Genomic DNA, 18,415 nt, shown 5'->3' on the forward strand with positions numbered 1-18,415 from the left:
TAGAAGAGCTGAGGAGTACATGTCTGCCGAGAGCACGCCGGGTCCGGGTATACCGGGCGATACCGGCACGAGCGGAGCGAGTGGCCGCGGCAAGGGCAAGCGCCGCAAGCCCCAGCGGCGACGCAAGGGCTTGATGATCACGGCCTGGACCGCCGCGGGCATCGTCGTGATCGGCGGCGCCGGCGCCGGGTACCTGTACTTCCAGCTCAACGGCAACCTCAAGAGCGTCGACATCGACCAGGCCCTCGGCGCGGACCGGCCCAAGAAGGCCGACAACGGCTCGGAGAACATCCTCGTCCTCGGCTCGGACACCCGCTCCGGCAGCAACAAGAAGCTCGGCGGCGGCACCGACGACGGCAGCTCCCGCTCGGACACGGCGATGATCGTGCACCTCTACAAGGGTCACAAGAAGGCCAGCGTGGTCTCCATCCCGCGCGACACCCTCATCGACCGGCCCGCCTGCACGGACGCCCAGGGCACCGAGCACCCGGCCGCGCAGAACGCGATGTTCAACTCCGCGTACTCCACCGGCGGGGCCGCCTGCGCCGTGAAGACCGTCGAGTCGATCACCGACCTGCGCATGGACCACTACCTCGAGGTCGACTTCGCCGGTTTCCAGAAGCTCATCGACGACCTCGGCGGCGTGGAGATCACCACGACCAAGAGCATCGACGACCCCGACAGCCATCTGAAGCTGAAGGCCGGCACCCACACGCTCGACGGCAGACAGGCCCTCGGCCTGGTCCGCACCAGACACGGCGTCGGCGACGGCTCCGACCTGGGCCGCATCCAGCTCCAGCAGGCCTTCGTCAAGGCCCTGGTCAACCAGATCAAGGACGTCGGCGTCTTCTCCAACCCCAAGAAGCTGCTCGACCTCGCGGAAACCGCGACCAAGACCGTGACGGCCGACTCCGACCTCGGCTCGGTCAACAAGCTCGCGTCCTTCGCGAACGGACTCAAGGGCATCAGCCCGTCCGACATGCACATGATCACGATGCCGGTGGTCTACGACCCGGCCGACCCCAACCGCGTCCTCCTCCAGAAGAAGAAGGCCGACCGGATCTGGAAGGCTCTGGAGAACGACAAGCCGATCCCGGGGTCGGCGACGTCGGGCACGGCGACAGGTGAGGCCAAGGGCGTCGTGAGCGCCCCGTGAGGGGCGGGGCCGGCCCGCGGGGAATAGGTCACGACAACCCCCGGTTTTGGGAGTAGGCCCCAGTCCTGGCAGACTGGTACGTCGGCTCCGGTTCACGCTCGCGCACCCCGCGTCAGCGACCCGGCGCCCTCCCGAACCTAGGAGACACCTTGAAGCGCGACATCCACCCCGAGTACGTCGAGACGCAGGTCAGCTGCACCTGTGGCGCGTCGTTCACCACCCGCAGCACCATCGACTCCGGCACCATCCGCGCCGATGTCTGCTCCGAGTGCCACCCGTTCTACACGGGCAAGCAGAAGATCCTCGACACCGGTGGCCGTGTGGCCCGCTTCGAGGCCCGCTTCGGCAAGGCCGCCGGCTCCAAGAAGTAGCGAGCCCCATTTCGCCGGTCCGCGGACGCGCCCCCACCGAGGGCGCTCCGGGACCGGCGTTTTTGGTCGCCCGCCCTTCACCCCCGTCCGTACACAGGAGCCCAAGATGTTCGAGGCCGTCGAGGAACTCGTCGCCGAGCACGCCGACCTGGAGAAGAAGCTCGCCGACCCGTCGGTCCACGCCGACCAGGCCAACGCGCGCAAGCTGAACAAGCGCTACGCCGAGCTCACCCCGATCGTCGCCACGTACCGCTCCTGGAAGCAGACGGGCGACGACATCGAGACCGCGCGCGAACTGGCCGCCGACGACCCCGACTTCGCGGCCGAGGTCAAGGAGCTGGAGCAGCAGCGCGAGGAGCTCACCGAGAAGCTGCGCCTCCTGCTCGTCCCGCGCGACCCCAGCGACGACAAGGACGTCATCCTCGAGATCAAGGCGGGCGCGGGCGGCGACGAGTCGGCCCTGTTCGCCGGCGACCTGCTGCGCATGTACCTGCGCTACGCCGAGCGCGTCGGCTGGAAGACCGAGATCATCGACGCCACCGAGTCCGAGCTGGGCGGCTACAAGGACGTCCAGGTCGCCGTGAAGACCAAGGGCGGCCAGGGGGCCACCGAGCCCGGCCAGGGCGTCTGGGCGCGGCTGAAGTACGAGGGCGGCGTGCACCGCGTGCAGCGCGTGCCGGCGACGGAGTCCCAGGGCCGTATCCACACCTCCGCCGCCGGTGTGCTCGTCACGCCCGAGGCCGAGGAGGTCGACGTCGAGATCAACCCCAACGACCTGCGCATCGACGTCTACCGGTCCTCCGGGCCCGGTGGGCAGTCCGTCAACACCACCGACTCCGCCGTGCGCATCACCCACCTTCCCACCGGAGTCGTCGCCTCCTGCCAGAACGAGAAGAGCCAGCTGCAGAACAAGGAGCAGGCACTGCGTATCCTGCGCTCCAGGCTGCTCGCAGCGGCGCAGGAGGAGGCGGAGCGGGAGGCCGCCGACGCCCGCCGCAGCCAGGTCCGCACCGTCGACCGCTCCGAGAAGATCCGCACCTACAACTTCCCGGAGAACCGCCTCTCGGACCACCGCGTCGGCTTCAAGGCGTACAACCTGGACCAGGTCCTGGACGGCGACCTCGACGCGGTGATCCAGGCCTGTGTCGACGCGGACTCCGCGGCGAAGCTGGCGGCCGCGTAGGGCAGGCACGAACACGTACGAGTGATCACGTACGAGTAATACGGAGGACTTGCGTGCAGCAGTCATTTGGGGGGCGACCCCCAAGCCCCCGCAGCGTGCTGCTCGCGGAGGTGGCCCAGGCCACCCAGCGGCTCGCCGACGCCGGCGTGCCCTCGCCGCGTACCGACGCGGAGGAGCTCGCCGCGTTCGTGCACGGCGTCAAGCGCGGCGAGCTTCACTCCGTCAAGGACTCCGACTTCGACGCCCGCTACTGGGAGGTCATCGCCCGCCGCGAGGCCCGCGAACCGCTCCAGCACATCACCGGGCGTGCCTACTTCCGCTACCTGGAACTCCAGGTCGGCCCCGGGGTGTTCGTGCCCCGGCCCGAGACGGAGTCGGTGGTCGGCTGGGCCATAGACGCCGTGCGGGCCATGGACGTCGTCGAGCCGTGCATCGTCGACCTGTGCACCGGCTCCGGCGCCATCGCGCTGGCGCTCGCCCAGGAGGTGCCGCGCTCGCGCGTGCACGCCGTGGAGCTGTCCGAGGACGCCCTCAAGTGGACCCGCAAGAACGTCGAGGGGTCCAGGGTCGACCTGCGGCAGGGCAACGCCCTCACCGCCTTCCCCGACCTGGACGGCCAGGTCGACCTGGTCATCACCAACCCGCCGTACATCCCGCTCACCGAGTGGGAGTACGTCGCCCCCGAGGCGCGGGACCACGACCCCGACATGGCCCTCTTCTCCGGCGAGGACGGCCTGGACCTCATCCGCGGCCTGGAACGCACCGCGCACCGGCTGCTGCGCCCGGGCGGTGTGGTCGTCGTCGAGCACGCGGACACCCAGGGCGGCCAGGTGCCGTGGATCTTCGCCGAGGACCGCGGCTGGACCGACGCGGCCGACCACCCGGACCTCAACAACCGCCCGCGCTTCGCCACGGCCCGCAAGGCACTGCCGTGAGCACACCGGGCACCCCGCGCTCTTCGCGGACTTCATCCCAGCAGCACGTGTACGAGGAGGCCAGCTAAAGATGGCACGGCGATACGACACCAACGACGCGACCGACCGTGTGACCGGTCTGCGCGAGGCAGCGTCCGCCGTCCGCCGTGGCGAGCTCGTGGTGCTGCCGACGGACACGGTGTACGGCATCGGCGCCGACGCGTTCTCCTCGGAGGCGGTCGCCGACCTGCTGGACGCGAAGGGCCGGGGCCGCAACATGCCCACCCCCGTCCTCATCGGCTCCCCGAACACCCTGCACGGCCTCGTCACGGACTTCTCCGAGCTCGCCTGGGAGCTGGTCGACGCCTTCTGGCCGGGCGCGCTGACGCTCGTCGCCCGGCACCAGCCGTCCCTCCAGTGGGACCTCGGGGACACCCGTGGCACGGTCGCCGTGCGCATGCCGCTGCACCCGGTCGCCATCGAGCTGCTGACCGAGGTCGGTCCCATGGCCGTCTCCTCCGCCAACCTGACCGGCCACCCGGCGCCGGAGGACTGCGACGCCGCGCAGGCGATGCTGGGCGACTCCGTCTCCGTCTACCTCGACGGGGGCCCGACCCCCGGCATCGTGCCGTCGTCGATCGTCGACGTGACCCGTGAGGTGCCGCTGCTGCTGCGCGCGGGCGCCATCTCGGCGGAAGAGCTGCGAAAGGTCGTACCCGACCTCGAGGTGGCGAATTGACGGCCCCTGGATCGGGGCGTGGCATAGGCAACGGGGAAAGCGCGGCGGAGATCACGACGACCTTCGTGGGACTTCCGCGCGACAGCTTCCGCATCCTCCACGTCAGCACCGGCAACGTGTGCCGCTCGCCCATCACCGAGCGGCTGACCCGGCATGCCGTGCGGGAGCGGCTCGGGATCCTGGGCGGCGGGCTGATCGTGGAGAGCGCCGGCACCTGGGGCCACGAGGGCGCGCCCATGGAGTCCCACGCGGAGACCGTCCTGGCCGACTTCGGCGCGGACGCCTCCGGCTTCACCGGGCGCGAGCTCCTCGACGAGCACGTGATCCGCGCCGACCTGGTGCTGACCGCCACCCGGGACCACCGGGCGCAGGTCATCTCCATGGGGCACTCGGCGGGCCTGCGCACCTTCACGCTCAAGGAGTTCACCCGCCTGGTCAAGGCCATCGACCCGGCGACCCTGCCGCCCCTGGAGGAGGGCGTGGTCATCCGCGCGCGTGCCCTGGTCCGCGCCGCGGCCGCTCTACGCGGGTGGCTGCTCGCGCCGACCGCCGAGGCGGACGAGGTCTACGACCCCTACGGCGCGCCCCTGACGTTCTTCCGTTCCATCGGGGACGAGATACACCAGGCACTCGATCCGGTCGTCACGGCCCTCACGGGCGTCCCCGCAAAGACGTAACAGCCGAGCGCTCCGCAGGCCCCGGGCCTACATTGGTCGTACGTGTCACCGTCGACGCCCGGAGCCCACCATGACGGTCACCCCTGCCATCGAGGCCGACGTCCTGCGCCGCCAGGACCCCGAGCTCGCCGACATCCTGCTCGGGGAGCGGGAGCGGCAGTCGACGACACTCCAGCTGATCGCCGCCGAGAACTTCACCTCCCCGGCCGTGCTGGCCGCGCTCGGGTCACCGCTGGCCAACAAGTACGCCGAGGGCTATCCGGGGGCGCGCTACCACGGCGGCTGCGAGATCGTCGACGTCGCCGAACGCCTCGCGGTCGACCGGGCCAGGGCGTTGTTCGGCGCCGACCACGCCAACGTCCAGCCGCACTCGGGCTCTTCGGCGGTGCTCGCCGCCTATGCCGCCCTGCTCCGCCCCGGGGACACCGTCCTGGCGCTCGGCCTGCCCTACGGCGGGCACCTCACGCACGGCTCGCCCGCGAACTTCTCCGGCCGCTGGTTCGACTTCGTCGGCTACGGCGTGGAGGCCGAGTCCGGGTTGATCGACCACGAGCAGGTGCGCACGCTGGCCCGCACGCGCCGGCCCAAGGCGATCGTGTGCGGCTCGATCGCCTACCCGCGCCATGTCGACCACGCCTTCTTCCGCGAGGTCGCCGACGAGGTGGGCGCGTACCTGATCGCGGACGCCGCGCACCCCCTCGGCCTCGTCGCGGGGAGAGCGGCCCCGAATCCGGTGCCGTTCGCGGACATCGTCTGCGGGACCACCCACAAGGTGCTGCGGGGTCCGCGCGGCGGCATGATCCTGTGCCGCGCGGAGCTGGCCGAGCGGGTCGACCGGGCCGTGTTTCCTTTCACACAGGGTGGTGCGCAGATGCACACCATCGCCGCCAAGGCGGTCGCCTTCGGGGAGGCGGCAACACCGGCGTTCCACGCGTACGCCCATCAGGTGGTGGCGAATGCGCGGGTTCTGGCGGCCTGGCTGGCCGCGGCGGGCATGGTCGTCACCACGGGCGGCACGGACACCCATCTGATCACCGCCGACCCGGCCCCGCTCGGCGTCGACGGGCGCACCGCCCGGGGCCGTCTCGCCGCCGCGGGCCTGGTCATGGACTCCTGCGCGCTGCCGCACGGCGACGCCCGGGGGCTCAGGCTCGGTACGGCCGCGATCACCACACAGGGCATGGGCGAGGCGGAGATGGTCCGCATCGCCGAGCTGATCACCGGGGTGCTGCGGGGTGTGACGGAGACCTCGAGAGCCCGTGAAGATGTGCGGGAGCTGGCCGGTGGATTTCCGCCGTATCCCGCCTGAGCCGGGGTAGGCGCATCAGGGTGCACAGCCACCCGTGCAACCATCGTCGCTACCCGGAAGTCCCCACTCATATGCGCGCATCGCTAGGGTGTGGGGCTGAGATGGCCAGCGAGACCTGTGGGGAAGCCTGTGCGTGAATACCTCCTGACGCTCTGCATCACGGCCGCGGTGACGTATCTGCTGACAGGGCCGGTACGGAAGTTCGCGATCGTGGCCGGAGCGATGCCGGAGATCCGGGCGCGTGACGTGCACCGGGAGCCCACTCCGCGCCTCGGCGGTATCGCGATGTTCTTCGGCCTGTGCGCGGGCCTGCTGGTCGCCGACCATCTGACCAATCTCAACCAGGTCTTCGAGACGTCGAACGAACCCCGGGCGCTGCTGTCCGGAGCGGCCCTGATCTGGCTGATCGGGGTGCTGGACGACAAGTTCGAGATCGACGCCCTGATCAAGCTGGGCGGCCAGATGATCGCCGCGGGCGTGATGGTCGTGCAGGGTCTGACGATCCTGTGGCTGCCGATCCCGGGCGTCGGCTCGGTCGCGCTCACCCAGTGGCAGGGCACCCTGCTCACGGTCGCGCTGGTCGTCATCACCATCAACGCGGTCAACTTCGTCGACGGCCTGGACGGCCTCGCGGCGGGCATGGTCTGCATCGCGGCCACGGCGTTCTTCCTGTACGCCTACCGCATCTGGTACTCGTACGGCATCGAGGCCGCCGCCCCGGCCACCCTCTTCGCCGCCATCCTGATGGGCATGTGCCTGGGCTTCCTGCCGCACAACATGCACCCGGCGCGGATCTTCATGGGCGACTCGGGCTCGATGCTGATCGGTCTGGTCCTGGCCGCCGGCGCGATCTCCGTCACGGGCCAGGTCGACCCGGACGCGCTCAACCTGTACGTCGGGTCGGAGAAGGAGGCCGTGCACCAGACGGTCCCCGTCTATATCCCGCTGCTGCTGCCGCTGACGATCATCGCGGTGCCTGCCGCCGACCTGATCCTGGCGATCGTGCGCCGGACCTGGCGCGGGCAGTCCCCGTTCGCCGCCGACCGCGGGCACCTGCACCACCGGCTGCTGGAGATCGGCCACTCGCACAGCCGCGCGGTGCTGATCATGTACTTCTGGTCGGCGCTGATCGCCTTCGGGGCGCTCGCCTACTCGGTCAACTCGGCGTCCATGTGGATCGTGCTGGGTGTGGTGTTCCTCAGCGCGATCGGGCTGCTCCTGCTTCTGCTGCCGCGCTTCACGCCGCGCACCCCGCGCTGGATGGAGCGCTTCGTGCCGCCGCGCTACCGGCGCCGCGGTTCGGTCGCGGCCCTCTCACCCGAGGCCTCCACCCCGGCGCCGACGGACCAGTCCGTCCCGGCCGGGGCCGAGAACCGCACGCCCGTGGTGTCCGGGGTGGCCGGCGTCAATGGGGCGACCGCCATCGGACCCCGTTCGCGTCTGGCCGACCGGCGCAAGGCGGGGACAAGGTAAGAATCTGACGAGAGCATTGCCAAGTCGTGGGGTGGTGATGGGGGTGCGAAGCACCCCAATACCAGACATGTCGGCGCTGTTCTCGCTCAGACGCGCAAGTTCACTCTCATGTGTGACAGTCCGCACACCTCCAGGTAAAGACTGCATCAAATAGTTTGTGATACGGTTCACGAGAACCCCCCGGATAGAGCCGAAGGACCGCAGTGCGACGGTCCATTGGTGTGAGGTCTCCACTCAGCCCGGGACTACGCTCGTCCATGACGACACCCCTGCCCCCTGCGAAAGCGGAGTTGCCGCCATGCCGTCCAATGACGCCCGGAACCTCTTGCAGTGCGCTGTACCCACAGCCGCTGCCGGTGCGGTCGTGGTCGCCGTCAGTGGCGTGGTTGCCGGAGGCAAGGGAGCCGTCGGAGCGGCCGTCGGCACGGTGCTGGCCATCCTCTTCATGGGGATCGGCCTGTACGTCCTCCAGTGGACGGCAAAAACGCTCCCGCAGCTGTTCCAGGCCATGGGGCTGATGCTCTATGTCGCCCAGCTGCTGCTTCTCCTGATCTTCGTCGCCCTCTTCAAGGACACCTCTCTCTTCAACGCGAAGACGTTCGCCCTCGGGCTCGTCATCGCCACCGTCGTGTGGATGGCCGCGCAGGCTCGTGCGCATATGAAGGCCAAGATCTTCTACATCGATCCGGACTCCGAGAAGAGTGAGAAGCCCGAGAAGACCGGACCGTCGTCGTGACGAGTAGGGGCGCGATAAAGGGCAGTAGGAACTCCTGCTATCGTCCGGTGCCAACTGCGGCATCGCGGGCGCGGGCATGTGAGCTGACGCCTGCTCGATCGCGAGGCTCGATGCCCCCAAGCCGCCCTCACATCCGTAACACCAGTCCGGTGCCGATCCGCGGCTGCGCGCCGCGCCGACACAACGAGGTTGCCGTACCTATGCGTCACACCGAAGGAGCCCGCGGTGAGTGCTGACCAGACCCAGCTCGCCTTCGACTGGAGCTGTCGGATCATGTCCGACGGGTGTGGTTTTCCGGCACCGGGCCTGCACTCGTTCCTCTTCAAGCCGATTGCCACGGTTGGAGGGTTCGAGTTCAACAAGGTGATGCTGCTCGCCCTCATCACCACCGTCCTCGTCATCGGCTTCTTCTACGCGGCCTTCGGCAAGGCCAAGGTCGTGCCGGGCAAGCTGCAGATGGTCGGTGAAGCCGGATACGACTTCGTCCGCCGCGGCATCGTCTACGAGACCCTCGGAAAGAAGGAGGGCGAGAAGTACGTCCCCCTGATGGTCTCGCTCTTCTTCTTCATCTGGATCATGAACATCTGGTCCGTGATCCCGCTCGCGCAGTTCCCGGTCTCGTCGATCATCGCCTTCCCGGCGGTCCTCGCCGCGATCGTCTACGTGACCTGGGTCTCGCTGACCTTCAAGCGGCACGGCTTCGTCGGGTTCTTCAAGAACGTCACCGGCTACGACAAGTCGCTCGGCCCGGTGCTGCCGCTCGTCATGGTCATCGAGTTCTTCTCGAACCTGCTCGTCCGGCCGTTCACGCACGCCGTGCGACTGTTTGCGAACATGTTCGCCGGCCACCTGATGCTGGTCATGTTCACCGTCGCCTCCTGGTACCTGCTGAACAGCTGGATGATCCCGGCGGCCGGTGTCTCCTTCGTCATGACCGTCGCGATGATCGGCTTCGAACTCTTCGTGCAGGCCGTCCAGGCGTACGTCTTCGTACTCCTTGCCTGCACGTACATCCAGGGCGCTCTGGCCGAGCACCACTGAGCCCCGCCCGCCCCGCCAACCCCAAGAACGTCCGGTGGCCAACCCCCGCCGGTCCGTGAAAGAGAAGGAAGAAACAGCATGGCTGCCACTGAGACCCTCGCCGCTGTCTCCGGTTCGCTCGGCTCCATCGGCTACGGCCTCTCCGCCATCGGCCCCGGCATCGGCGTCGGCATCATCTTCGGCAACGGCACCCAGGCTCTGGCCCGTCAGCCCGAGGCCGCCGGCCTGATCCGTGCCAACCAGATCCTGGGCTTCGCCTTCTGTGAGGCGCTCGCCCTCATCGGCATCGTTATGCCGTTCGTGTTCGGTAAGTAATCACCGCTTACTGACACGCATCGACGAAAGGCACTGATGTGATCGCCAACCTGGTGCAGCTGGCGGCCGAGGAAGAGCAGAACCCGCTCATTCCTCCGGGCCCCGAGCTGCTCATCGGCACCATCGCCTTCGCCATCGTGTTCTTCTTCTTCTGGAAGAAGCTGCTTCCGAACATCAACAAGGTTCTGGAGGAGCGCCGCGCGGCGATCGAAGGCGGTATCGAAGAGGCCGAGACCATGAAGGTCGAGGCCCAGAGCGTCCTTGAGCAGTACAAGGCACAGCTCGCCGAGGCCCGGCACGAGGCCGCGCGCCTGCGCCAGGAGGCGCAGGAGCAGGGCGCCACGCTCATCGCCGAGATGCGGGCCGAGGGCCAGCGTCAGCGCGAGGAGATCGTCGCCGCCGGCCACGCCCAGATCGAGGCCGACCGCAAGGCCGCCGCTTCCGCGCTGCGCCAGGACGTCGGCAAGCTCGCCACCGAACTGGCCGGCAAGCTCGTCGGCGAGTCCCTCGAGGACCACGCCCGCCAGAGCCGCGTGATCGACCGGTTCCTCGACGAGCTCGAGGAGAAGGCCGAGGCCGGGCGATGAACGGAGCGAGCCGCGAGGCCCTGGCAGCCGCACGTGAGCGTCTCGACGCGCTGACGGACTCCACGTCCGTGGACGCCGCGCAGCTCGCCGACGAGCTGGCCGCCGTCACCGCGCTGCTCGACCGCGAGGTGTCGCTGCGTCGGGTCCTCACCGACCCGGCGCAGCCCGCAGAGGCCAAGGCAGAGCTGGTCCAGCGCCTGATCGGCACCCAGGTCAGCGGCGCCGCCGCCGACCTGGTGGCCGGCATGGTGCGCTCGCGCTGGTCGCAGTCCCGCGACCTGGTGGACGCGCTGGAGCAGCTGGCCGACATCGCCGACCTCACGGCCGCCCAGCAGGCGGACAAGCTCGACGACGTCGAGGACGAGCTGTTCCGGTTCGGCCGGATCGTCTCCGGCAGCGCCGAGCTGCGCGCCGCGCTGACCGACCGCAAGGCCACCGCCTCGGCCAAGAGCGAGCTGCTGCGCAACCTCCTCGGCTCACGGGCGCAGCCGACCACCGTGCGTCTGGTCACGCGCCTTGTGACCGCGCCGCGGGGACGTAGCCTGGAGTCGGGACTCGAGTCCCTGTCCAAGCTCGCCGCCGAGCGCCGGGACCGCATGGTGGCCATCGTCACCTCGGCGGTGCCGCTGAGCGACACGCAGAAGCAGCGCCTGGGCGCCGCCCTCGCGAAGCTCTACGGCCGCGCGATGCACCTCAACCTGGACGTGGACCCCGAGATCATCGGCGGAATCCGGGTGCAGGTCGGCGACGAGGTGATCAACGGCTCCCTCGCGGACCGCATCGAGGACGCCAGCCGCCGGCTCGCCGGCTGAGCAGCAACTCAATAGGCACAACGTACTTACGACGGCCCTGGTTGGGCCGTGCAGAAGAATCCTGGGGGTCAACCCCAGACCCCAAGAAACTTCGGGCCCAACAAGGAGAGCAGGGAACCCAGATGGCGGAGCTCACGATCCGGCCGGAGGAGATCCGGGACGCGCTGGAGAACTTCGTCCAGGCGTACAAGCCGGACGCGGCCTCGCGCGAGGAGGTCGGTACGGTCACCTTTGCCGGCGACGGCATCGCGAAGGTCGAGGGCCTGCCCTCGACCATGGCCAACGAGCTGCTGAAGTTCGAGGACGGCACCCTCGGCCTCGCCCTCAACCTCGAGGAGCGCGAGATCGGTGCCATCGTCCTCGGCGAGTTCAGCGGCGTCGAGGAGGGTCAGCCGGTGCAGCGCACCGGTGAGGTTCTCTCCGTCGCGGTGGGCGAGGGCTACCTCGGCCGCGTGGTGGACCCCCTCGGCAACCCGATCGACGGCCTCGGCGAGATCGAGACCGAGGACCGCCGCGCCCTGGAGCTGCAGGCTCCGGGCGTCATGGTCCGCAAGTCGGTGCACGAGCCGATGGAGACGGGCTACAAGGCCGTCGACGCGATGACCCCGATCGGCCGTGGCCAGCGTCAGCTGATCATCGGTGACCGCCAGACCGGCAAGACCGCCCTGGCCGTCGACACCATCATCAACCAGCGCGACAACTGGCGCTCGGGCGACCCGAACAAGCAGGTCCGCTGCATCTACGTCGCCATCGGCCAGAAGGGCTCCACCATCGCCGGCGTGCGCGGCGCTCTGGAGGAGGCCGGCGCGCTGGAGTACACGACCATCGTCGCCGCCCCGGCGTCCGACCCGGCCGGCTTCAAGTACCTGGCGCCGTACACCGGTTCGGCCATCGGCCAGCACTGGATGTACCAGGGCAAGCACGTCCTGATCGTCTTCGACGACCTGTCGAAGCAGGCCGACGCCTACCGCGCCGTGTCGCTGCTGCTGCGCCGCCCGCCGGGCCGTGAGGCCTACCCGGGTGACGTCTTCTACCTGCACTCCCGTCTGCTGGAGCGCTGCGCCAAGCTCTCCGACGAGATGGGTGCCGGTTCGATGACCGGTCTGCCGATCGTCGAGACGAAGGCCAACGACGTCTCGGCGTTCATCCCGACCAACGTCATCTCCATCACCGACGGCCAGTGCTTCCTGGAGTCGGACCTGTTCAACGCCGGTCAGCGCCCCGCGCTGAACGTCGGTATCTCCGTCTCCCGAGTCGGTGGTTCCGCGCAGCACAAGGCGATGAAGCAGGTCTCCGGCCGTCTGCGCGTGGACCTCGCCCAGTTCCGTGAGCTGGAGGCGTTCGCCGCCTTCGGTTCCGACCTGGACGCCGCGTCGAAGGCGCAGCTGGAGCGTGGTCAGCGCATGGTCGAGCTGCTGAAGCAGCCGCAGTACCAGCCGATGGCCACCGAGGACCAGGTCGTCTCCGTCTGGGCCGGCACCACCGGCAAGATGGACGACGTCCCCGTCGCCGACATCCGCCGCTTCGAGAAGGAGCTGCTGGAGTACCTGCACCGCAAGGAGCAGGGCCTGATGACCTCCATCCGCGAGGGCGGCAAGATGTCCGACGACACGCTTCAGGCCCTCGCCGACGCCATCGCGGAGTTCAAGAAGCAGTTCGAGACCTCCGACGGCAAGCTGCTCGGCGAGGACACCCCGGCTGCCGGCAAGTGACGACGGAAGGGACCTGACTCATGGGAGCCCAGCTCCGGGTCTACAAGCGTCGCATCCGATCCGTCTCCGCGACCAAGAAGATCACGAAGGCGATGGAGATGATCGCCGCCTCGCGCGTCGTCAAGGCGCAGCGCAAGGTGACGGCCTCCACCCCGTATGCGACCGAGCTCACCCGCGCGGTCACGGCGGTCGCCGGCGGATCCAACACCAGGCATCCGCTGACGACGGAGCCGGAGAACCCGACCCGTGCCGCGGTCCTGCTCCTCACGAGCGACCGCGGTCTGGCCGGCGCCTTCAACTCCAACGCCATCAAGGCCGCGGAGAAGCTCACGGCCGAGCTCGAGGCCGCGGGCAAGGAGGTCGTCAACTACATCGTCGGCCGCCGTGGTGTCGCCCACTACAACTTCCGCGAGCGCAAGATCGCGGAGTCGTTCACGGGCTTCACCGATGAGCCGTCGTACGCGGACGCCAAGAAGGTCGCGGCCCCGCTGATCGAGGCGATCGAGACGGAGACGGCCGAGGGCGGCGTGGACGAGCTCCACATCGTCTACACCGAGTTCGTGTCGATGATGACGCAGACGGCGATCGAGGCCCGGCTGCTGCCGCTCAGCCTCGACGAGGTTGCGGCGGAGGCCAAGCCCAAGGGCGAGATCCTCCCGCTGTTCGACTTCGAGCCCTCGGCGGAGGACGTCCTCGACGCCCTGCTGCCGCGCTACGTCGAGAGCCGTGTCTACAACGCGCTGCTTCAGTCGGCCGCCTCCAAGCACGCCGCCACGCGGCGCGCGATGAAGTCGGCCACCGACAACGCCGGAGAGCTCATCGAGACGCTCACCCGGCTTGCCAACCAGGCCCGCCAGGCCGAAATCACCCAGGAAATCAGCGAGATCGTCGGTGGCGCGAGTGCCCTGGCCGACGCGACCGCGGGGAGTGACCGATAAATGACCACCACTGTTGAGACGGCCACGGCGACGGGCCGCGTCGCGCGGGTCATCGGCCCGGTCGTCGACGTGGAGTTCCCCGTCGACGCGATGCCGGACATCTACAACGCCCTTCACGTCGAGGTCACCGACCCGGCGCTCGCGGGCGAGAAGAAGACGCTGACCCTGGAGGTCGCCCAGCACCTGGGTGACGGCCTGGTCCGCGCGATCTCCATGCAGCCCACCGACGGTCTGGTCCGCCAGGCCCCGGTGACCGACACGGGCGCGGGCATCACCGTCCCCGTCGGCGACTTCACCAAGGGCAAGGTGTTCAACACCCTCGGTGAGGTGCTGAACAGCGACGAGACCCACGACGGCGAGCGCTGGTCCATCCACCGCAAGGCCCCCGCGTTCGACCAGCTCGAGTCGAAGACCGAGATGTTCGAGACGGGCCTGAAGGTCGTCGACCTGCTCACCCCGTACGTCAAGGGCGGCAAGATCGGTCTGTTCGGTGGTGCCGGTGTCGGCAAGACCGTGCTGATCCAGGAAATGATCATGCGTGTCGCCAACCTCCACGAGGGCGTCTCCGTCTTCGCGGGCGTCGGCGAGCGCACCCGTGAGGGCAACGACCTCATCGCGGAGATGGAAGAGTCCGGCGTTCTGGACAAGACCGCCCTGGTCTTCGGCCAGATGGACGAGCCCCCGGGCACCCGTCTGCGCGTGGCCCTGGCCGGCCTGACGATGGCGGAGTACTTCCGTGACGTCCAGAAGCAGGACGTGCTGTTCTTCATCGACAACATCTTCCGCTTCACCCAGGCCGGTTCCGAGGTGTCGACCCTGCTCGGCCGTATGCCCTCCGCGGTGGGCTACCAGCCGAACCTGGCCGACGAGATGGGCACCCTCCAGGAGCGCATCACCTCGACCCGTGGTCACTCGATCACCTCGATGCAGGCGATCTACGTCCCCGCGGACGACCTGACCGACCCGGCCCCGGCCACCACCTTCGCCCACCTCGACGCGACGACGGTTCTGTCCCGTCCGATCTCCGAGAAGGGCATCTACCCGGCCGTGGACCCGCTGGACTCGACGTCCCGCATCCTCGACCCGCGGTACATCTCGGCGGAGCACTACAACGCCGCGATGCGCGTGAAGAACATCCTGCAGAAGTACAAGGACCTGCAGGACATCATCGCGATCCTCGGTATCGACGAGCTCGGCGAGGAGGACAAGCTCGTCGTCCACCGTGCCCGTCGCGTGGAGCGCTTCCTGTCCCAGAACACCCACGCCGCCAAGCAGTTCACCGGCGTGGACGGTTCGGACGTGCCGCTGGAAGAGTCGATCGCCGCGTTCAACGCGATCTGCGACGGTGAGTACGACCACTTCCCGGAGCAGGCGTTCTTCATGTGCGGTGGTCTCGAGGACCTGAAGAAGAATGCCAAGGAGCTCGGCGTCTCCTGAGCCCCGTGCTCGTCGGAGGGGGCGGGGTTCGTCCCGCCCCCTCTGTCACGCCTACTAGACTTGTAACCAACACCCGGCACTCCCGCCGGGTGGTGACCCGAGGAGCCACCCTTGGCTGCTGAGCTGCACGTCGCGTTGGTCGCGGCCGACCGTGAGGTCTGGTCCGGCCAGGCCACCCTGGTCGTCGCGCGCACCACGTCCGGCGACATCGGCGTCATGCCCGGTCACCAGCCGCTGCTCGGTGTGCTGGAATCGGGCCCGGTGACCATCCGTACGAGCGAGGGCGGGACGGTCGTCGCCGCTGTGCACGGCGGATTCATCTCGTTCGCGGACGACAAGCTCTCGCTCCTGGCGGAGGTCGCGGAGCTGGCGGACGAGATCGATGTCCAGCGCGCGGAGCAGGAGCTCGAGCGTGCGAAGGCGGAGGACGACGCGGACGCCCAGCGCCGCGCGGACGTCCGTCTGCGGGCTGCCACGGCGGCGCGCTGACCCCGTCCGCCGTGTGATGACGTCACTCAGCCGCGGCTGGGTACCGGAGAGATCCGGACCCCGCCGCGGCTGAGGCGGATGTGGGTGATTTTTACGTTCCGTTACCTAGGAGACGAGGAGGTCGGTGTCGATGGTCCTCGCTCTGACTGTGTGCGGAATCGTGGTGGCCCTCGTGGTGGTGGGCCTGTTCGTCTTCGGCCTGCGCCGCCGGCTGATCCAGCGGTCGGGCGGCACGTTCGACGCCAGCCTGCGCTGGGACGCCCCCGCCGAGGGTGACACCAACGGCAAGGGCTGGGCGTACGGGGTGGCCCGCTACAACGGCGACCGGGTCGAGTGGTACCGCGTCTTCTCGTACTCGCCGCGTCCGCGCCGTGTCCTGGAGCGTTCCGCGATCGAGGTGGTCGGCCGTCGCGTGCCGGAGGGCGAGGAGGAGCTGGCGTTGCTCTCCGACCATGTGATCCTGGCCTGTCTGCACCGGGGCACGCGTCTGGAACTGGCGATGAGCGAAGACGCGCTGACCGGTTTCCTCGCGTGGCTGGAAGCAGCCCCGCCTGGTCAGCGCGTCAATGTCGCTTAGGGTCTACGACCCTTCGAACTTCTCTTTCATCCGGCCTACTTCAGGCCGCTGTCGATGGCCGTTGCCAGCTCGCCGTTCGCGGTGTCGCCGCTGAACTCCCAGAAGAACGCACCGCCCAGGCCCTGGTTCTTGGCCCAGCTCATCTTCCCGGCGATGGTCGACGGGGTGTCGTAGGACCACCAGTTGCTGCCGCAGTGCGCGTAGGCCGTGCCGGCGACGGTGCCGGTGGCCGGGCAGGAGTTCTTCAGGACCTTGTAGTCCTCGATGCCCGCCTCGTACGTGCCCGGAGCCGCGCCGGTCGCCGATCCGCCCGGGGCGGACTGGGTGACGCCGGTCCAGCCGCGGCCGTAGAAGCCGATGCCGAGCAGCAGCTTCTTCGCGGGGACGCCCTTCGCCTTGAGCTTGGCGATCGCGTCGGCCGAGTTGAAGCCCTCCTGCGGGATCCCCGGGTAGGACGTGAGCGGGGAGTGCGGGGCGGTCGGGCCGTCCTTGTCGAAGGCGCCGAAGTAGTCGTACGTCATCACGTTGTACCAGTCGAGGTGCTGGGCGGCGCCGCCGTAGTCGGCCGCGTCGATCTTGCCGCCGGAGGAGCCGTCGGCGGTGATGGCCGCGGTGACCAGGTAGTTCGGGCCGAACTCGGTGCGCAGCGCCGACATCAGGTTCCTGAAGGCGGCGGGGCCCGAGGTGTCGCAGCTCAGGCCGCAGGCGTTCGGGTACTCCCAGTCGATGTCGATGCCGTCGAAGACGTCGGCCCAGCGCGGGTCCTCCACGACGGCCTTGCAGGACTTGGCGAACGCGGCGGCGTTGGCCGCGGCCTGGCCGAAGCCGCCGGAGTAGGTCCAGCCGCCGAAGGAGTACAGCACCTTGATGTGCGGGTACTTGGCCTTCAGCTGGCGCAGCTGGTTGAAGTTGCCGCGCAGCGGCTGGTCCCAGGTGTCGGCGGTGCCGCTGACGGACTGGTCGGCCGTGTAGGCCTTGTCGTAGGCGGCGTAGGTGTCGTCGACGGTGCACTGCCCGTTCTTGACGTTGCCGAAGGCGTAGTTGATGTGCGTGATCTTCGACGCCGTGCCCGAAGTCACCAGGTTCTTGACGTGGTAGTTGCGGCCGTAGACGCCCCACTCGGTGAAGTAGCCGAGCTTGACCTTGTCGCCGGTGGGCGGCTCGGTGGTGCCGCCGGTGGTGCGGACCCGGACGGCGCCGCTGACCGGGCCGGTCTGGTCGGCGGTGTCACGGGCCTGGACGGAGTAGGAGTAGTCGGTGCCCGCGGTGAGGCCGGTGTTGGTGTACGAGGTGCCCGTCACGGTGGCGACCTTGCTGCCGTCGCGCAGGACGTCGTAGTTCTTGACGCCCTTGTCGTCGGTGGCGGCGGACCAGGACAGCTTCACCGAGGTGTTGGTGATGTCCGAGGCGGTCGGGGTGCCCGGGGCGCTCGGCGCGCTGTCGCCGGGTTCCGTGGTGCCGCCGTCGCAACTGCCGCCGTTGAGCTTGCAGTTCGAGGGGGAGCCGGTGCCGCTGCCGTTGAAGCCGAAGGAGATGGAGGCGCCGGGGGCGAGGGTGCCGTTCCAGGACTTGTTCTTCGCGGTCCAGTGGGTGCCGGAGGAGGTGACGTCGGCGTCCCAGGCGGAGGTGACGGAGGTACCGGAGGGGAAGTCCCACTCGACGGTCCAGGAGCTGAGGGCCGTGGTGCCGGTGTTCTTCACCGTCCACTTGCCCTCGAAGCCGGAGCCCCAGTCCTGGGTCTTCGCGTAGGAAGCGGTGGCGGATGTCGCGGCCTGGGCCGGGCTCGCCAGGCCGACGAGGCCGGCCAGCGGGAGCAACAGCGTCGCGAACCCTGCCGCGGCTCTGTGTCTGAAGCGCATGCTGCGCCTCCTTGATGGAGTTGTGGGGGCGTGACTGAGCCTCACGCCCACTCATGGTGCGGTGAGAATAGAAAGGTCTGGACCACCGGT

19 protein-coding genes are annotated in these 18,415 nt (G+C 68.9%); 18 read left to right on the plus strand and 1 reads right to left on the minus strand.

All coding sequences use genetic code 11. The annotated features are described in order from the left end of the window. The first annotated feature begins 19 nt into the window (after positions 1–19). From IGS69_RS24080 to IGS69_RS24165, 18 genes are all read left to right on the plus strand, one after another. Positions 20–1,156, plus strand: coding sequence for an LCP family protein (locus IGS69_RS24080; RefSeq protein WP_190902597.1), 1,137 nt, complete (start codon positions 20–22; stop codon positions 1,154–1,156). 149 nt (positions 1,157–1,305) lie between these two features. Then, complete coding sequence (rpmE, locus tag IGS69_RS24085) at positions 1,306–1,527, plus strand: 50S ribosomal protein L31 (RefSeq protein ID WP_189708508.1); 222 nt, start codon at positions 1,306–1,308, stop codon at positions 1,525–1,527. Positions 1,528–1,633: 106 nt separating this feature from the next. Then, positions 1,634–2,710, plus strand: a complete 1,077-nt coding sequence (gene prfA, locus IGS69_RS24090) for a peptide chain release factor 1 (RefSeq protein ID WP_190902598.1) — start codon at positions 1,634–1,636, stop codon at positions 2,708–2,710. Between the two features lie 95 nt (positions 2,711–2,805). Further along, positions 2,806–3,645, plus strand: a complete 840-nt coding sequence (prmC, locus tag IGS69_RS24095; protein ID WP_190902599.1) for a peptide chain release factor N(5)-glutamine methyltransferase — start codon at positions 2,806–2,808, stop codon at positions 3,643–3,645. A 70-nt stretch (positions 3,646–3,715) separates the two neighbouring features. Continuing rightward, positions 3,716–4,363 carry an L-threonylcarbamoyladenylate synthase gene (locus tag IGS69_RS24100; RefSeq protein ID WP_190902600.1) on the plus strand — a complete coding sequence of 216 codons (648 nt, stop codon included), beginning with the start codon at positions 3,716–3,718 and terminating at the stop codon, positions 4,361–4,363. Beyond that, positions 4,360–5,040, plus strand: a complete 681-nt coding sequence (locus tag IGS69_RS24105) for an arsenate reductase/protein-tyrosine-phosphatase family protein (RefSeq protein WP_142159456.1) — start codon at positions 4,360–4,362, stop codon at positions 5,038–5,040. Before IGS69_RS24100 ends, IGS69_RS24105 begins: the two co-directional genes overlap by 4 nt. 70 nt (positions 5,041–5,110) lie before the next feature. Beyond that, positions 5,111–6,349 (plus strand): serine hydroxymethyltransferase, encoded by a 1,239-nt coding sequence (locus IGS69_RS24110; protein WP_190902601.1) that lies wholly within the window; start codon positions 5,111–5,113, stop codon positions 6,347–6,349. 129 nt (positions 6,350–6,478) lie between these two features. Continuing rightward, positions 6,479–7,822: an MraY family glycosyltransferase gene (locus IGS69_RS24115; protein WP_190902602.1), complete on the plus strand. Its 1,344-nt coding sequence runs from the start codon at positions 6,479–6,481 to the stop codon at positions 7,820–7,822. Positions 7,823–8,120: 298 nt separating this feature from the next. Next, positions 8,121–8,558 (plus strand): hypothetical protein, encoded by a 438-nt coding sequence (locus IGS69_RS24120; protein ID WP_190902603.1) that lies wholly within the window; start codon positions 8,121–8,123, stop codon positions 8,556–8,558. Positions 8,559–8,831: 273 nt separating this feature from the next. Beyond that, positions 8,832–9,599, plus strand: coding sequence for a F0F1 ATP synthase subunit A (gene atpB, locus IGS69_RS24125; protein ID WP_190904625.1), 768 nt, complete (start codon positions 8,832–8,834; stop codon positions 9,597–9,599). A gap of 78 nt (positions 9,600–9,677) precedes the next feature. Further along, positions 9,678–9,914, plus strand: a complete 237-nt coding sequence (locus IGS69_RS24130; RefSeq protein ID WP_031104199.1) for an ATP synthase subunit c family protein — start codon at positions 9,678–9,680, stop codon at positions 9,912–9,914. Between the two features lie 38 nt (positions 9,915–9,952). Next, a complete protein-coding gene (locus IGS69_RS24135; protein ID WP_190902604.1) occupies positions 9,953–10,501 on the plus strand; it encodes a F0F1 ATP synthase subunit B in 549 nt (182 codons plus the stop codon). Beyond that, positions 10,498–11,313, plus strand: a complete 816-nt coding sequence (locus IGS69_RS24140) for a F0F1 ATP synthase subunit delta (protein WP_190902605.1) — start codon at positions 10,498–10,500, stop codon at positions 11,311–11,313. Before IGS69_RS24135 ends, IGS69_RS24140 begins: the two co-directional genes overlap by 4 nt. 122 nt (positions 11,314–11,435) lie before the next feature. Next, positions 11,436–13,025, plus strand: a complete 1,590-nt coding sequence (gene atpA / locus IGS69_RS24145; RefSeq protein WP_190902606.1) for a F0F1 ATP synthase subunit alpha — start codon at positions 11,436–11,438, stop codon at positions 13,023–13,025. 20 nt (positions 13,026–13,045) lie between these two features. Next, positions 13,046–13,963, plus strand: a complete 918-nt coding sequence (locus tag IGS69_RS24150; protein ID WP_190902607.1) for a F0F1 ATP synthase subunit gamma — start codon at positions 13,046–13,048, stop codon at positions 13,961–13,963. Then, positions 13,964–15,400 (plus strand): F0F1 ATP synthase subunit beta, encoded by a 1,437-nt coding sequence (atpD, locus tag IGS69_RS24155; protein WP_190902608.1) that lies wholly within the window; start codon positions 13,964–13,966, stop codon positions 15,398–15,400. It begins immediately after the preceding gene. Between the two features lie 111 nt (positions 15,401–15,511). After that, a complete protein-coding gene (locus IGS69_RS24160; RefSeq protein ID WP_190902609.1) occupies positions 15,512–15,889 on the plus strand; it encodes a F0F1 ATP synthase subunit epsilon in 378 nt (125 codons plus the stop codon). 130 nt (positions 15,890–16,019) lie between these two features. Then, the gene (locus tag IGS69_RS24165; protein ID WP_031104206.1) at positions 16,020–16,466 is read left to right on the plus strand and encodes a DUF2550 domain-containing protein; all 447 of its coding nucleotides are present in this window, start codon (positions 16,020–16,022) and stop codon (positions 16,464–16,466) included. 35 nt (positions 16,467–16,501) lie between these two features. On the opposite strand, the gene IGS69_RS24170 is transcribed toward IGS69_RS24165, so the two are convergent. Continuing rightward, positions 16,502–18,325, minus strand: a complete 1,824-nt coding sequence (locus IGS69_RS24170) for a glycoside hydrolase family 18 chitinase (RefSeq protein WP_190902610.1) — start codon at positions 18,323–18,325, stop codon at positions 16,502–16,504. Positions 18,326–18,415: the final 90 nt, after the last annotated feature.

The sequence above is a fragment of the Streptomyces tuirus genome (genome assembly GCF_014701095.1).
In the GTDB taxonomy this organism is placed as follows: domain Bacteria; phylum Actinomycetota; class Actinomycetes; order Streptomycetales; family Streptomycetaceae; genus Streptomyces; species Streptomyces tuirus.

Coding starts and splice junctions, on each gene's coding strand:
- IGS69_RS24080 (WP_190902597.1), top strand. CDS start 20: ATGTCTGCCGAGAGCACGCCGGGTCCGGGTATACCGGGCGATACCGGC.
- prfA (WP_190902598.1), top strand. CDS start 1,634: ATGTTCGAGGCCGTCGAGGAACTCGTCGCCGAGCACGCCGACCTGGAG.
- IGS69_RS24100 (WP_190902600.1), top strand. CDS start 3,716: ATGGCACGGCGATACGACACCAACGACGCGACCGACCGTGTGACCGGT.
- IGS69_RS24110 (WP_190902601.1), top strand. CDS start 5,111: ATGACGGTCACCCCTGCCATCGAGGCCGACGTCCTGCGCCGCCAGGAC.
- IGS69_RS24120 (WP_190902603.1), top strand. CDS start 8,121: ATGCCGTCCAATGACGCCCGGAACCTCTTGCAGTGCGCTGTACCCACA.
- atpB (WP_190904625.1), top strand. CDS start 8,832: ATGTCCGACGGGTGTGGTTTTCCGGCACCGGGCCTGCACTCGTTCCTC.
- IGS69_RS24130 (WP_031104199.1), top strand. CDS start 9,678: ATGGCTGCCACTGAGACCCTCGCCGCTGTCTCCGGTTCGCTCGGCTCC.
- IGS69_RS24140 (WP_190902605.1), top strand. CDS start 10,498: ATGAACGGAGCGAGCCGCGAGGCCCTGGCAGCCGCACGTGAGCGTCTC.
- atpA (WP_190902606.1), top strand. CDS start 11,436: ATGGCGGAGCTCACGATCCGGCCGGAGGAGATCCGGGACGCGCTGGAG.
- IGS69_RS24150 (WP_190902607.1), top strand. CDS start 13,046: ATGGGAGCCCAGCTCCGGGTCTACAAGCGTCGCATCCGATCCGTCTCC.
- atpD (WP_190902608.1), top strand. CDS start 13,964: ATGACCACCACTGTTGAGACGGCCACGGCGACGGGCCGCGTCGCGCGG.
- IGS69_RS24165 (WP_031104206.1), top strand. CDS start 16,020: ATGGTCCTCGCTCTGACTGTGTGCGGAATCGTGGTGGCCCTCGTGGTG.
- IGS69_RS24170 (WP_190902610.1), bottom strand. CDS start 18,325: ATGCGCTTCAGACACAGAGCCGCGGCAGGGTTCGCGACGCTGTTGCTC.